Annotated in this window: 13 protein-coding genes; 4 read left to right on the top strand and 9 right to left on the bottom strand. The window is 69.3% G+C overall.

The features are described 5' to 3' along the window. Positions 1-190 precede the first annotated feature (190 nt). The 3 genes from ACIBAE_RS22980 to clpB all read right to left on the bottom strand — a co-directional run bounded on the left by ACIBAE_RS22980 (position 191) and on the right by clpB (position 4,254). Positions 191-730: a YbjN domain-containing protein gene (locus tag ACIBAE_RS22980; RefSeq protein ID WP_399288652.1), complete on the bottom strand. Its 540-nt coding sequence runs from the start codon at positions 728-730 to the stop codon at positions 191-193. A gap of 352 nt (positions 731-1,082) precedes the next feature. Then, positions 1,083-1,373 (bottom strand): AAA family ATPase, encoded by a 291-nt coding sequence (locus tag ACIBAE_RS22975; protein ID WP_399288649.1) that lies wholly within the window; start codon positions 1,371-1,373, stop codon positions 1,083-1,085. A 205-nt stretch (positions 1,374-1,578) separates the two neighbouring features. Then, positions 1,579-4,254: an ATP-dependent chaperone ClpB gene (gene clpB, locus ACIBAE_RS22970; protein WP_399288646.1), complete on the bottom strand. Its 2,676-nt coding sequence runs from the start codon at positions 4,252-4,254 to the stop codon at positions 1,579-1,581. Positions 4,255-4,358: 104 nt separating this feature from the next. Between clpB and ACIBAE_RS22965 the strand changes: the two genes are divergently transcribed. Next, entirely contained in the window at positions 4,359-4,835 is a 477-nt protein-coding gene (locus ACIBAE_RS22965; protein WP_399288643.1) for a pyridoxamine 5'-phosphate oxidase family protein, read from the top strand. Between the two features lie 164 nt (positions 4,836-4,999). On the opposite strand, the gene ACIBAE_RS22960 is transcribed toward ACIBAE_RS22965, so the two are convergent. Both ACIBAE_RS22960 and ACIBAE_RS22955 read right to left on the bottom strand, forming a co-directional pair. Then, positions 5,000-5,323 (bottom strand): (2Fe-2S)-binding protein, encoded by a 324-nt coding sequence (locus tag ACIBAE_RS22960; RefSeq protein ID WP_399288640.1) that lies wholly within the window; start codon positions 5,321-5,323, stop codon positions 5,000-5,002. After that, entirely contained in the window at positions 5,320-5,490 is a 171-nt protein-coding gene (locus ACIBAE_RS22955) for a hypothetical protein (protein WP_399288637.1), read from the bottom strand. Before ACIBAE_RS22955 ends, ACIBAE_RS22960 begins: the two co-directional genes overlap by 4 nt. Before the next feature lie 181 nt (positions 5,491-5,671). On the opposite strand from ACIBAE_RS22955, the gene ACIBAE_RS22950 reads away from it, so the two are divergent. After that, the gene (locus ACIBAE_RS22950) at positions 5,672-6,655 is read left to right on the top strand and encodes a helix-turn-helix transcriptional regulator (protein ID WP_399288634.1); all 984 of its coding nucleotides are present in this window, start codon (positions 5,672-5,674) and stop codon (positions 6,653-6,655) included. 181 nt (positions 6,656-6,836) lie between these two features. Here ACIBAE_RS22950 and ACIBAE_RS22945 read toward each other — a convergent pair whose 3' ends face one another. From ACIBAE_RS22945 to dnaK, 4 genes are read right to left on the bottom strand one after another with little or no spacing between them, the layout of a single operon-like run. Then, positions 6,837-7,343: a heat shock protein transcriptional repressor HspR gene (locus ACIBAE_RS22945; protein ID WP_399288631.1), complete on the bottom strand. Its 507-nt coding sequence runs from the start codon at positions 7,341-7,343 to the stop codon at positions 6,837-6,839. Positions 7,344-7,350: 7 nt separating this feature from the next. After that, on the bottom strand, positions 7,351-8,547 hold the full coding sequence (gene dnaJ, locus ACIBAE_RS22940; RefSeq protein ID WP_399288629.1) for a molecular chaperone DnaJ: 1,197 nt from the start codon (positions 8,545-8,547) through the stop codon (positions 7,351-7,353). 60 nt (positions 8,548-8,607) lie between these two features. Then, positions 8,608-9,258: a nucleotide exchange factor GrpE gene (grpE, locus tag ACIBAE_RS22935; RefSeq protein ID WP_399288626.1), complete on the bottom strand. Its 651-nt coding sequence runs from the start codon at positions 9,256-9,258 to the stop codon at positions 8,608-8,610. Continuing rightward, positions 9,255-11,099: a molecular chaperone DnaK gene (gene dnaK, locus ACIBAE_RS22930; protein WP_399288623.1), complete on the bottom strand. Its 1,845-nt coding sequence runs from the start codon at positions 11,097-11,099 to the stop codon at positions 9,255-9,257. The genes grpE and dnaK overlap by 4 nt, the downstream gene beginning before the upstream one ends. Before the next feature lie 430 nt (positions 11,100-11,529). Here dnaK and ACIBAE_RS22925 point away from each other — a divergent pair, with 430 nt between their 5' ends. Together ACIBAE_RS22925 and ACIBAE_RS22920 are read left to right on the top strand one after the other, a co-directional pair. Beyond that, the gene (locus ACIBAE_RS22925; protein WP_399288620.1) at positions 11,530-12,225 is read left to right on the top strand and encodes a sugar transferase; all 696 of its coding nucleotides are present in this window, start codon (positions 11,530-11,532) and stop codon (positions 12,223-12,225) included. Between the two features lie 84 nt (positions 12,226-12,309). Beyond that, a complete protein-coding gene (locus tag ACIBAE_RS22920) occupies positions 12,310-14,583 on the top strand; it encodes a (Fe-S)-binding protein (RefSeq protein WP_399288618.1) in 2,274 nt (757 codons plus the stop codon). Positions 14,584-14,588 lie beyond the last annotated feature (5 nt).

The raw sequence follows: 14,588 nt of genomic DNA, 5'->3' as shown, positions 1-14,588 counted from the left end.
GTCGCTTCCGGACATGGCCGTCTTCGGCCGGGCGCGGCCCGCCCGCCCGGCCGCTTCCCGCCCGTTTGCCCGCCCGCCGCCCGTTTGCCCGCCCCCGTTTTCCCGCCCGCCCGGGAACGGAGAAGCCCGGCGAGGCCGCGATCAGAAAGATCACGTCCTCGCCGGGCTTCCCCGGTCCGACCGCTGGTGGTCAGAGCTCGTCGTCGGGCTTCTCGTCGGCACCGTCGGCCGACTCCAGGCCGAACTGCTCCACGATCCACTTGTCGAATTCGATCGACGCGCGCACCCAGCTGACCGTGGACGACACGAAGTGCTCCAGGCTGACACCCATGCCGATCAGCATCTGGGCCTCGCCGATGAGCCGGACGGTGGGCGGGCCGTCGCCCTCCTCGTGGATGTGGCTGTACACCTTGGGCCACAGCGTGCGGCGGTTCCAGTCGTCGATCGCGTCGAGGATCTTCGACTTGTCCGTGATGGCGTGCGGCCGGTCGTAGAACGTCCGCACCGAGAAGACCTGCTGGTCGTCATCGCCCCGGAACATGAAGTACGTCCGGAATTCCTCCCACGGCGCCGCGAGGTCACCCTCGTCGTCGACGACGTACTTCAGCTCCATCTGTTCGAGGAGCTGCTTGACCAGATCCTGGTCAGGGACGACGGGGCCCGCCGGTCCTGCACCCTGCGGCTGGGGCGGGCCCCCGAAATTCGGAATCGAGGACGGGTCGATGCTCACCGTGTATTTCCCTTCGTACGGTTCCTGCCATCCTCCCCCATGCCGCCCGGGACGTGGCAACCCCGGCCCGCCCCGATCCGCTACCGGCTGACACGGACGGCGGAAAACCCGCCTGTCACGGGTTCGCCATGCGCTCCGTGAGCTGCCAGACACCCGTGGACGGGTTGGCGTCGTGCCGGGCACGAGCTGCGTCGGGGAGCACGCCTTGCCGCGCACGACGACGGAGACGGCGGGGTTACGGAGATGGTCCCGCAGGCCCTGGAGTTACTGCCGCTCGGTCTCCTTGCTGCCGCAGACGATCAGCAGGGTGCGTGAGGAGCGTCGGACCGGGGCGCGCCGCCGGCCCGATCCCTCACGCGGGAACGACCTCGCCATGTGCCCCCCAGTACTTCTTCAACAGGTCTTCGAAGGCCGTCTCGGGCAGGAGCGGGACCGCGCCGTAGCTGCCGGCCAGGTAACGCCGCTCGAAGTTCTCGCCCTTGCGCGGTTTGAAGTCACTGAGCGGATACAGCTCGGAGGCCCCGTTCCCGGCCGACTTCTCATCCGTGAAGAAGCGGAACGCGTCCACCAGCGTCGACTTGCCCGACGCGTTCGCACCGTAGACCGCCGCGACCGGCACCGCGGGCCGGTCGTCCTCGTACACCGGAGCGAGATTCAGCTCCTGCGGGTCACGCAGAGAGCCGTGATTGGCGACACGAAGCTCAACAACATGAGATCCCTCATCCCCGAAGACGGCCTTGTGAACAAGTGAAATGCAAATTTGCATCTCTGCGTGAGAATACTTGCCTGCCTGGAGTACGAAAAGGCCCGTCACCCGAGGGGGTGACGGGCCTGTCGTGTAGTCGCCGCTACAGCGTCTTCCCGGTGGGCGCGGGCGTCCCGGCAGGCGCGGCCGTCCCGGCGGCCGGCTCGTCGGGCGTGGCCGCGCCGACGATCAGGCCGTCGTCGAAGCGGTCCACCCGGACCGTGTCGCCGTCCGTGATCTCGCCCGCGAGGATCTCCTTCGCGAGCTGGTCGCCGATCGCGGTCTGCACGAGGCGGCGCAGCGGGCGGGCGCCGTAGGCCGGGTCGTTGCCCTCCTCGGCCAGCCAGTCCAGGGCGGCCGGGGTGACCTCCAGGGTGAGCTGCCGTTCGGCGAGACGCTTCGCGAGGCGGTTGATCTGGAGCTTCGCGATATGGGCCAGCTCGTCCCGCGAGAGGGCGGAGAAGACCACCACGTCGTCGAGCCGGTTCAGGAACTCCGGCTTGAAGGAGGCCCGTACGACCTCCATGACCCGCTGCTTCTTCTGCTCTTCGCCGGCCATCGGCTCGACCGGGCTGTGTCCGCTCAGGAACTGGCTGCCGAGGTTGGACGTCAGGATCAGGATGGTGTTGCGGAAGTCCACCGTCCGGCCCTGTCCGTCGGTGAGCCGGCCGTCGTCGAGGACCTGGAGCAGGATGTCGAAGACCTCGGGATGGGCCTTCTCGACCTCGTCGAGCAGCACCACGCTGTACGGGCGGCGCCGCACGGCCTCCGTGAGCTGGCCGCCCTCCTCGTAGCCGACGTAGCCGGGCGGGGCGCCGACGAGCCGGGCGACCGAGTGCTTCTCGCCGTACTCGCTCATGTCGATGCGGACCATGGCCCGTTCGTCGTCGAAGAGGAAGTCCGCCAGGGCCTTGGCCAGCTCGGTCTTGCCGACGCCGGTCGGGCCGAGGAAGAGGAAGGACCCGGTGGGCCGGTCCGGGTCGGCGATTCCGGCGCGGGTACGGCGTACCGCGTCGGACACGGCCCGCACCGCCTCGCTCTGGCCGATCAGCCGGCGGCCCAGCTCCTGCTCCATGCGCAGCAGCTTCTGTGTCTCGCCCTCCAGCAGCCGGCCGGCCGGGATGCCGGTCCAGGAGCCGACGACATCGGCGATGTCGTCCGGGCCGACCTCCTCCTTGACCAGCTTGTCGGTGGGCTCCTTCGCGGCCTCCTGCTCGGCCTCGGCGGCCTCCTCCAGCTCGCGTTCCAGGCCGGGGATCTCGCCGTAGAGCAGCTTGGAGGCGGTGTCGAAGTCGCCGTCGCGCTGAGCGCGTTCGGCCTGGCCGCGCAGGTCGTCGAGACGTTCCTTCAGCTCACCGACGCGGTTGAGGCCCTGCTTCTCCTTCTCCCAGCGGGCGGTGAAGCCGCGCAGCTCCTCCTCGCGGTCGGCGAGGTCGCGGCGCAGCTTCTCCAGGCGCTGCTTGGAAGCGGGGTCGGACTCGTTCTTGAGCGCCAGCTCCTCCATCCGGAGGCGGTCGACGGAGCGCTGGAGTTCGTCGATCTCGACGGGCGAGGAGTCGATCTCCATACGGAGCCGGGACGCGGCCTCGTCGACGAGGTCGATGGCCTTGTCGGGGAGGAAGCGGGAGGTGATGTACCGGTCGGAGAGGGTGGCGGCGGCGACCAGGGCCGCGTCCGCGATCTGCACCTTGTGGTGAGCCTCGTACCGGCCCTTGAGCCCGCGCAGGATCGCGATCGTGTCCTCGACGGTCGGCTCGGCGACCAGCACCTGCTGGAAGCGCCGCTCCAGCGCCGCGTCCTTCTCGATGCGCTCGCGGTACTCGTCCAGCGTGGTCGCGCCGACCATGCGCAGTTCGCCACGGGCCAGCATCGGCTTGAGCATGTTGCCGGCGTCCATGGCGGAGTCGCCACCGGCGCCGGCGCCCACGACGGTGTGCAGCTCGTCGATGAAGGTGATGATCTGCCCGTCGCTCTCCTTGATCTCGGAGAGGACGGTCTTGAGGCGCTCCTCGAACTCGCCGCGGTACTTCGCACCCGCGACCATCGCGCCGAGGTCGAGCGAGACCAGCCGCTTGTTCTTGAGCGACTCGGGCACATCGCCCTTGACGATGCGCTGCGCGAGCCCTTCCACGACGGCGGTCTTGCCGACGCCGGGTTCACCGATGAGCACCGGGTTGTTCTTCGTACGGCGTGACAGCACCTGCACCACGCGCCGGATCTCCTGGTCCCGGCCGATGACCGGGTCGAGCTTGCCCTCGCGGGCGGCGGCGGTGAAATCGGTGCCGAACTTCTCCAGGGCCTTGTACTGGCCCTCCGGGTCGGGCGTGGTCACCCGGCGTCCTCCCCTTGCTTTCTCGAACGCGTCCAGCAGCTTCCCGGCACTGGCCCCCTGCTGGTCCAGTACCTCCCCGGCCCGCCCGCCCTTGGCGGCGGTGCCGATGAGCAGGTGCTCGGTGGAGAGGTAGTCGTCCCCGAGCTCCTTGGCGCGCTGCGCGGCGTCGGCGATGACGGCGAGCAGTTCGCGGTTGGGCTGCGGGGGCGCGACGGTGGACCCGGTCACGCTGGGCTGTGCGGCCAGCAGCCGCTCCGCTCCGGACCGTACCGCAGCCTGGTCCGCCTCGACGGCGGCCAGCAGATCGGTGACGTTCTCGTTGTCCTCGCCCGCGAGCAGCGCGAGCAGCAGATGGGCGGGGGTCAGGTCGGGATGTCCCGCCGCCACGGCGCGGTTGGTGGCGGCGGTGATGGCATCCCGGCTCTTGTTGGTCAGCTCGGCGTCCACGTGCGCTCTCTCCTCGTGCATCTCGCTTTGACTGCTGGAACATGCGCAAAGTTGAGTCTATTCCACTCAAGGCAACACCCGGGGCACCCCTCTAGGCTTCCGGCATGACCGAAGACGTACGCGATCCCAGCCCCAGCTTTCTCGCGTTCTGGCGCGAATACCACCTGTGCACCCTGACCACGGCGCGTCCGGACGGCAGTCCGCACGTCGTCCCGGTGGGCGTGACGTACGACCCGGAGGCCGGACTCGCCCGCGTCATCACCGGGAAGCACAGCAGAAAGGTCGCCAACATCCTGGCGGCGGGCGGGGTGGGAGCCGCGGGCACGGACGGCGCGGCGGGCGCGGGCGCGGACGGCGCGGCGGCCACCGACGGCGGCGCGGGGGGCGCGCGGGTCGCGGTGTGCCAGGTGGCGGGCGGCCGGTGGGCGACCCTGGAGGGCCGCGCGCGGATCCGTACGGAACCGGAGCTGGTCGCGGACGCGGTGAGCCGCTACGCGGAGCGGTACGGACGGACCCCGGCGCCCGACCCGGACCGGGTCCTCATCGAGATCGCGCTGGACCGGGCGCTCGGCCGCGGCTGAGAGCCTGCCGGGTGGCCTGCGATCGGGAAGCGGACGCGAGGGCGGCCGGCACGCGGCCCGGGCCCGGAAGAGAAAAGCACAGCGGCGCCATCGTGTTTCAGGTCCACGATGGCGCCGCTGTGTGGGGGAAGCGCCCGAGCGATCTACAACGACGGGGGAATCGCTCAGGCACTGCGGGGGGTGGCTGTGTTGGTCAGTGGCGCTCCGGCCAGCTGGTGATCACGCTGGTCGAGATTGACGAAAATCATGTCGTACCGAATGGCGCACCGGACCGGCTTCGGAGCCCCCCGCGGCCTCCGGAGGCAGCGGTAGGCACGGACGTCCTCGTCCTCCTCGCGTACGACGAGGATCGGCTCGCCGAACAGAGTCACCATCACCGAGTCGCCCCGGTGGGGGATGGCGGTGACGAGGTCGATGAAGTGCCAGCCCGAGCGGTAGGCCGTTGCCATCTCACGCCGGAAGACCCGGTCGTCCAGCGGGACGGTCATGCGTCCGCGTGGGCCGGCGAGCTTCCCCAGCCGGTGTCCGCCGTGGTCGCGGGAGTGCTGCCCCAGCCGGTGTCACCCGGTGCGCTGCCCCAGCCGGTGTCCGCCGTGGTCGCCTCCGGGGTGATACCCCAGCCGGTGTCCGCGCCACCCAGAACCCCGTAAGCCACGACTGCGGCAAAAGCAGCGGCAAGTACCGAGCGAAGCAATCTCTTGTACATGGTCGGCTTCGTCCTCACTTGATGGATGCGTCTCCCCCGCCTCCATAGACGATGGCTCATTCAGGCACATCAGTGCCACAGGGGCGATGCATCATGTTCCTGTACGTACAGGACCCTGGGGGGTGGAGATTTGCCAACAATCAACTCAAAACCGACACATCCTCATGCTGTCACTGAGTTGTGTGACGAAGGAGCGCACCTTTACGCCAGCGCTCTGAGTGCGGGCCGGATCTCACGAGCGGAGGCGGAGGAGGCTCCCTGCCTTCTTGAATTCGCCCTTTTGCACCCCGATCCGGACGACCCGAACTGGCTCAGGCCCGTTCCGCCCTCCGTCGCCCTCGCCCAGCGGCTCCACCCCATCGAACGGGAGATCCTCGACCGTCGGAGGCTCTCCATCGACCTGACAGAATCCTTTGAGCCATTCATGGCGATCAGCGCCCTCGACCCGGCCCCCACGCACGCCATCACCGTGCTGGAGGGCTACAACCGCATCAACGCCGCTCTCAATCTCGCCACCGCCGAGTGCCACACCGAGGTGCTGACGATTCAGCCCGGAGGCGGCCGGCGCGAGCACATTCTCAGCCAGGCCCTCGAACGGGACCGGCCACTGATCGACCGTGGCGTCAGCATGCGCACGCTCTACCAGCACACGGTCCGGCACTCCATGGGGACCATGGCGTACGTGGACCGCATGGCCAGCGGCAAGATCGAGATACGCACCCTGGAAGAGCTGATAGAGCGGCTCATCATCTGCGACCAGACGGTCGCCTTCATCCCCGCGCGCGACGACCAGCAGGTGGCCCTGGAACTGCGCCACCCCGGCCTGGTCTCCTACCTGGTCAAGGTCTTCGAACAGCTCTGGCGGCGTGCCACGCCCCTCACCGAGCAGGTGGCCTACGAGCCGGCCCCCGACGGCATCACGGGCGTCCAGCGGACCATCGCGAAGCTTCTCGTCGAGGGGTACGTGGACGAGGCCATCGCCCGTCGCCTCGGGATGAACGTACGGACCTGCCGCGCGCACATCGCCAAACTCGCCACCGCGCTGGGCAGCGGCAGCCGCGCCCAGCTCGGGTATCTCGTCGCGCGGTCAGGAATTTTGGAAGAGGACAGCTGACGGCCGCCGAGGCCCGGGGCCGCCCTTCCGCGTACGACGCCCACGCGGAAGGGCCCCGGAATCCAGCGGGATTCCGGGGCCCTTCCCACGGCCGCACGGCCGCACACAGCCACACATGACCGCACGCGACCGCACAAGCCGTCGCAGCCGTCACACCCGTCGCAGCCGTCGGGACGCGCCCTCAGTCCGTCGGCCGCTTGGGCCGCCACACCACCAGCGCGCTCGTCTGCTGCACATCCTGATACGGCACGAGATCCCGGCGGTACGAGGCATGCACCTGCGCCTCGCGCTGCCGCATCGCCACCGCCGCGCCCTCCACCGACGCCGCCAGCTCGGCGACCCGGGCCTGGAGCGCGGCGACCTGATTCTCCAGTTCGATGATCCGCTTGATCCCGGCGAGATTGATGCCCTCGTCCTGGGACAGCTGCTGCACCTGGCGGAGCAGCTCGATGTCCCGTGCCGAGTAGCGGCGCCCCCGCCCGGCCGCACGGTCCGGGGAGACCAGACCGAGACGGTCGTACTGCCTGAGGGTCTGCGGGTGCAGTCCCGACAGCTGGGCCGCCACCGAGATGACGTACACCGGCGTCTCCTCGGTCAGCTGGTACGGATTACGCCGCCGCCCGTGGCTGTCCGCCCCGTCGGCCCGCTCCGGCCTGTCCGGTCCGTTCAGCCTGTCCGGCCTGTCCATAGGAGATTCATGCTCCCTTCGCGGCCTGGAACAGCTCAGCCCGCGGGTCCTCGTCCGACGTCGCCTTCCGGTAGGCCTCCAGCGCGTCACGTGCCGGTGCGCCGAGGTCCTTGGGGACGACGACCTCGACGGTGACCAGCAGGTCGCCACGGGTGCCGTCCTTACGTACGGCGCCCTTGCCGCGGGCGCGCATCGTGCGGCCGTTGGGCGTGCCCGGCGGCACCTTCAGGGTGACCGCGGGACCGCCCAGGGTCGGCACCTTCACCTCGCCGCCGAGCGCCGCCTCCGCGAAGGTGACGGGCACGGTGACCGTGAGGTTGTCGCCCTTGCGGCCGAAGACCGGGTGGGAGCCGACGTGGACGACGACGTACAGATCGCCGCCCGGGCCGCCGCGCTCGCCCGGTGCCCCCTTGCCGCGCAGCCGGATCCGCTGGCCGTCGCTGACGCCCGCCGGAATCCGGACCTGCATGGTCCGGGAGGACTTGGCCCGCCCGCTGCCCTTGCAGACCTCGCACGGGTCCTGGGCGATCAGCCCACGGCCCTTGCAGTCCACGCACGGGTCGGTGAGCGAGAAGCCGCCGCCGGTACCGCGCGACACCTGTCCGGTGCCCACACAGGTCGGGCAGACCCGTGGGGTGCCGTTCTTGTCGCCCGTGCCCGAACACGCCTTGCAGGGCGCCTGGCTGGACATCCGCAGCGGGACCGTGGCCCCGTCGACCGCCTCGGTGAAGCTGAGCGTCACCTCGGTCTCGATGTCCTGGCCCCGGCGCGGCTGCGTACGGGTCCCGGTGCCGCCGCCCCGGTTGAAGAGGCCGCCGAAGACATCGCCGAGCCCGCCGCCGAAGCCGCCGGCCCCGGCGCCCGGGGCGCCTCCCTGCGGTCCGCCCTGGGCGCCTCCGAAGAGGTCACCCAGGTCGAAGTTGAAGGAGCCACCGCCGCCGCCGGGTCCTGGCCTGAATCCGCCGTTCCCGAAGAGGGCGCGTGCCTCGTCGTACTCCTTGCGCCGCTTGGCGTCGCCCAGTACGTCGTTGGCCTCGGAGATCTCCTTGAAGCGCTCCTCGGCCTTGGCGTCGCCCTTGTTCGCGTCCGGGTGGAATTCGCGGGCGAGCTTGCGGTACGCCTTCTTGATCTCGGCCTCGGTGGCGTCCTTGGGGACACCGAGAACCTTGTAGTAGTCCTTCTCGACGAAGTCCTTCGTGCTCATTCCCGGCATCCCTCCTCTCCGCCGTCACCTCGGCCGCCACCCCGGGCGCCCGTCACCGCGTCAGCCCTCTTCCGGGCCACCGCTCTCCTCGTCCGTGGCCTCGTCCGAAGCCTTGGGCTGAGCCCCCGGCTGGGGCTCGGCCACCGCGACCCGGGCCGGCCGGATCGTCCGCTCGCCGAACCGGTACCCAGGCTGCAGGATCGCGACGCATGTCGTCTCCGTGACATCCGGGGCGTACGAGTGCATCAGGGCCTCGTGGATCGTCGGGTCGAAGGGCTCGCCCTCCTTGCCGAACTGCTGCAGGCCCATCTTCGCGGCGACCGACTCCAGCGACTCGGCCACCGACTTGAACCCGCCGACCAGTTCCTCGTGCTCCCGCGCCCGGCCGATGTCGTCGAGCACCGGCAGCAGCTCGGTCAGCAGACCCGCGACAGCGATCTCCTTGACCGTGACCCGGTCACGCTCGACCCGGCGCCGGTAGTTCTGGTACTCGGCCTGGAGCCGCTGGAGATCCGCCGTGCGCTCGGTGAGCGCGGTACGGACCTGGTCCAGCTGTGCGGTCAGAGCCGCGTCCTGTGCGTCCCCTGCCGGGGCCGCCGGGCCCGACTCCTTGACGGAGTCGGACTCGGCGGCGTTCGGCGTGGCGTCATCGGGGCCGGCGCCGGAAGGGACGTCGGGCTTCTCCTCGAAGCCCGGGGTCTCCTCCGTCACGCGGCACCGTCCTTCTTGTCCTCGTCGACGATCTCGGCGTCGACGACGTCGTCGTCACCCTGCGGGGCTCCGGCGCCCGGCGCCTCGGCACCGGCGGCGCCGGAGGCCTGGGCGTCGGCGTACATGGCCTGGCCGAGCTTCTGCGAGACGGCGGCGACCTTCTCGGTGGCCGTACGGATCTCGGCGGTGTCCTCGCCCTTGAGCTTTTCCTTCAGCTCGACGATGGACTCCTCGACCTCGGTCTTGACGTCGCCGGGGACCTTGTCCTCGTTGTCCTTGAGGAACTTCTCCGTCTGGTACACGAGCTGCTCGGCCTGGTTGCGGGTCTCGGCGGCCTCGCGGCGGCGGTGGTCCTCGTCCGCGTACTGCTCGGCCTCTTCGCGCATCCGGTTGACCTCGTCGCGCGGCAGCGAGGAGCCGCCGGTGACGGTCATCTTCTGCTCCTTGCCGGTGCCGAGGTCCTTCGCGGCCACGTGCATGATGCCGTTGGCGTCGATGTCGAAGGCGACCTCGATCTGCGGCACGCCACGCGGGGCCGGCGGCAGACCGGTCAGCTCGAACATCCCGAGCTTCTTGTTGTACGCCGCGATCTCGCGCTCGCCCTGGTAGACCTGGATCTGCACGGACGGCTGGTTGTCCTCGGCCGTCGTGAAGATCTCGGAGCGCTTCGTCGGAATCGTGGTGTTCCGCTCGATCAGCTTGGTCATGATGCCGCCCTTGGTCTCGATACCGAGGGACAGCGGGGTGACGTCGAGGAGCAGGACGTCCTTGACCTCACCCTTGAGGACACCGGCCTGGAGCGCGGCGCCGATGGCGACGACCTCGTCCGGGTTGACGCCCTTGTTGGCGTCACGGCCGCCGGTCAGTTCCTTGACCAGCTCCGCGACGGCGGGCATACGGGTCGAACCGCCGACGAGCACCACGTGGTCGATCTCGGACAGCTGGATGCCGGCGTCCTTGATGACGTTGTGGAACGGGGTCTTGCAGCGGTCCAGGAGGTCAGCGGTCAGCTGCTGGAACTGCGACCGGGTGATCTTCTCGTCGAGGTGCAGCGGGCCCTCGGCGGACGCCGTGATGTACGGCAGGTTGATGGACGTCTCGCTGGAGGACGACAGCTCGATCTTCGCCTTCTCCGCGGCCTCGCGGAGACGCTGGAGAGCCATCTTGTCCTTGGAGAGGTCCACGCCGTGACCGTTGGCGAACTGCTTCACCAGGAAGTCGACGAGACGCTGGTCCCAGTCGTCACCACCGAGGTGGTTGTCACCGTTGGTGGCCTTCACCTCGACGACGCCGTCACCGATCTCCAGCAGCGACACGTCGAAGGTGCCGCCACCGAGGTCGAAGACCAGGATCGTCTGGTCGTCCTTGTCGAGCCCGTACGCCAGGGCGGCCGCCGTCGGCTCGTTGACGATACGCAGGACGGTGAGGCCCGCGATCTCACCGGCCTCCTTGGTGGCCTGACGCTCCGAGTCGTTGAAGTACGCCGGGACGGTGATCACCGCGTCGGTGACCTTCTCGCCCAGGTACGCCTCGGCGTCCCGCTTCAGCTTCTGCAGCACGAAGGCCGAGATCTGCTGCGGGTTGAAGTCCTTGCCGTCCAGGTTGATCTTCCAGTCGGTGCCCATGTGGCGCTTGACCGACCGGATGGTCCTGTCGACGTTCGTGACCGCCTGGCGCTTCGCGACCTCGCCGACGAGCACTTCGCCGTTCTTCGCGAAGGCGACGACGGACGGCGTGGTCCTGGCGCCTTCGGCGTTGGTGATGACGGTGGGCTCGCCGCCTTCGAGAACGCTCACGACGGAGTTAGTCGTGCCCAGGTCGATGCCGACCGCACGTGCCATGTCAATTCCTCCAGCTGACTTGAGTGGAACGGACTCAAGGATGCATCACGGATCTCATGGAGTCAAAGGACCTGAGCGGAGGAGACTCAACTAAGGTGCGGGCACCTTGCGCCCGCAGAGCCGAAGCGGCCCGCGCGGGGTGCGCCTACCCGGATCTCGCCACCCAACCATGCGATCGTTCTGTAACAACTTTCACAAAGAGTGCGGAATGCCAGCAAGACCTCTCGAAAGTAACAGAACGCACAGAACGGTCGGCGTGACCATGAAGCGACGCACGGGGCGGGTTCCTACGGGGTGGGTCCCACGGAGACCCGTGGGGCGGATCATGAGGCGGCTCGGAAGGGGCCCCGGGCGGAGGCATCCCGGCGCCGGCGCGGGCAGGCGGACCATGAGGCGGCCGACGATGCTGCGGAGGACCACGAGTCCCCTCGTGACCCGATCGCCCCAGGCACCCCGGACGCCCTGGGCACCCCGAACACCCCGCCTGGAACCCAAACGCCTGCTGGACCTCGCGCTCGGCACGGTGCTGCTGGCGCTGACCGCGCCCGTCCTGGCCGCCGCCGCCCTCGCCGCCCTTCTCTCGCGACCGCCCGGGGGCGTCCTCGTACGTGACTACCGCACCGGGCTGCACGGCCGCCCGTTCCTCCTGCGCTCCCTGCGCACCCGGCGGTTCCGGCTCGATCTGCTGTCCCGGCTGCCCCATGTCGTACGCGGCGACCTGTCGCTCGTCGGACCGGCGCCCCTGAGGGTCGGCTCGCGGGAGGCCGCCGCTCCCTGGCGCCGGCTCGTACGGCCGGGCCTCACCGGCCTCGCCCAGCTGCGGCGGGGCTCGCCGCTGCCGTGGGACGAGACGCCGCTGCTGGACCAGCACTACGTCGAACACCACTGGATCGGCCTGGACCTGGCGATCCTCGCCCGCACCCCGCGAGCCCTGCTCGCCCCGCACGGCGGGCATCGCGGCCGCGCGTCCCGCCGCGTTTCCCGTCGCGTCCGGCGCCGCCTCGACCGCCGGACCGACCGCCGCCTCGACCGCCGGATCTCCGGCCGATTCCCGGACGGAATCCCCGGTCAGGACCCCCTGAGCGATACAGATCACCGACCGCGCCGCTACATTGCGGCGAGATAAGTGGGTAACCTCAGCACGAACTGATTAAGTTACCGCTTAGTAAGAGCTGGATTTCCCACCCTCGCAGGCCCGAGGAGCCCCCTCATGCAACTCGCCGCGATCATCGTGTCGCTGGTACTCGGCGTCGTCGGCGTGGCGCTGTTCGGCCGAGCCGTCGCGCAGATCTACCGCTTCGTGAAGCTCGGCCGGCCCGTCCCGGCCGGCGCGCGGACCGACGAACCCGCACAGCGCACCCTGACAGTGGCCAAGGAGTTCCTCGGCCACACCCGGATGAACCGCTGGGGCGTCGTCGGCGTCGCGCACTGGTTCGTCGCGGTCGGCTTCTTCACGCTCGTCCTGACCCTGGTGAACGCCTTCGGGCAGCTCTTCCGGGCCGACTGGCTGCTGCCGGTCATCGGCGACTGGACACCGTACGAGGTCTTCGTCGAGCTGATCGGCCTGCTGACGACCCTGGGCATCCTGACCCTGATCGTCATCCGCCAGCTGTCCCTCCCCAGCCGGGCCGGCCGCAAGTCCCGCTTCGCGGGCTCCAACCTCGGCCAGGCGTACTTCGTCGAAGCCGTCATCCTCATCATCGGGCTGGCGATCCTGGTGCTCCGCGGCCTGGAGGGCGCACTGCACCACGCCGACTCGTACCAGGCCGCCTACCTCGTCTCGTACCCGCTGGTCGCGGCCTTCAAGGGGCTCAGCCTCAGCACCCTCCAGAACCTCGTCTACCTGATCGCGATGATCAAGATCGGGACGTCCTTCGTCTGGATGATCACGGTCGCGCTCAAGACCGACATGGGTGTCGCCTGGCACCGCTTCCTCGCCTTCCCGAACATCTGGTTCAAGCGCGAGGCGGACGGCGGCACGGCCCTCGGGGCGCTGCTGCCGATGACGAGCGGCGGCAAGGAGATCGACTTCGAGGACCCGGCCGACGACGACGTCTTCGGCGTCTCCCAGGTGGAGCAGTTCTCCTGGAAGGGCATCCTCGACTTCTCGACGTGCACGGAGTGCGGGCGCTGCCAGTCGCAGTGCCCCGCCTGGAACACCGGCAAGCCGCTCTCCCCGAAGCTGCTGATCATGTCGCTGCGCGACCACGCGCACGCCAAGGCCCCGTATCTGCTGGCCGGCGGCGGCAAGAACATGGAAGGCGAGGAGCAGGCGACCGCCGAACAGCTGGCGACCGTCCCCGCCGCGGCCCTCGCGGAGGCCGAGAGGCCGCTGATCGGGACGCTGGAGGAGAACGGCGTCATCGACCCCGATGTCCTCTGGTCCTGCACCACGTGCGGCGCGTGTGTGGAGCAGTGCCCCGTCGACATCGAGCACGTCGACCACATCGTCGACATGCGCCGCTACCAGGTGATGATCGAGAGCGCCTTCCCGAGCGAGGCCGGGACGATGCTCAAGAACCTGGAGAAGAAGGGCAACCCCTGGGGCCTGGCGAAGAAGCAGCGCCTGGAGTGGACCAAGGAGGTCGACTTCGAGGTGCCGGTCGTCGGCCAGGACGTCGAGGACCTGACGGAGGTCGACTACCTCTACTGGGTCGGCTGCGCGGGCGCGCTGGAGGACCGGGCCAAGAAGACGACCAAGGCCTTCGCGGAGCTGCTGCACATCGCGGGCGTCAGCTTCGCGATCATGGGCGGCGACGAGAAGTGCACGGGCGACTCGGCCCGCCGCCTGGGCAACGAGCCGCTGTTCCAGCAGCTCGGCCAGGAGAACGTGGCGATGCTCAACATGGCGTACGGCGAGGACGAGGACGACGCGTCGACGAAGAAGCCGAAGTCGTCGAAGAAGATCGTCGCGACCTGCCCGCACTGCTTCAACACGATCGCGAACGAATACCCGCAGCTCGGCGGCGAGTACGAGGTCATCCACCACACGCAGCTGCTCCAGCACCTCGTGGACGAGGGCAGGCTGGTCCCGGTGACACCGGTCGAGGGCCTGATCACGTATCACGACCCCTGCTACCTGGGCCGGCACAACAAGGTCTACTCACCCCCGCGCGAGATCATCGCGAAGGTGCCCGGCCTGCGGAACGAGGAGATGCACCGTCACAAGGAGCGCGGCTTCTGCTGCGGCGCGGGCGGCGCGCGGATGTGGATGGAGGAGCGGATCGGCAAGCGCGTCAACAACGAGCGTGTGGACGAGGCCCTTTCGCTGAACCCGGACATCGTCTCGACGGCCTGCCCGTTCTGCCTCGTCATGCTCACCGACTCGGTCAACGGCAAGAAGAACGAAGGCCAGGCGAAGGAATCCCTCCAGGTCGTGGACGTGGCGCAGTTGCTGCTCGACTCGGTGCGGACGCCCGCGGACCCGTCGGGTTCGCAGGAGCGCGAGAACACACCGGATCCGGAACCGGAACCGGTGAAGTAGCCCGA

This window comes from Streptomyces sp. NPDC051569 (assembly GCF_044454085.1).
Taxonomy (GTDB): domain Bacteria; phylum Actinomycetota; class Actinomycetes; order Streptomycetales; family Streptomycetaceae; genus Streptomyces.
This window is presented reverse-complemented; position numbering and strand designations above follow the sequence as displayed.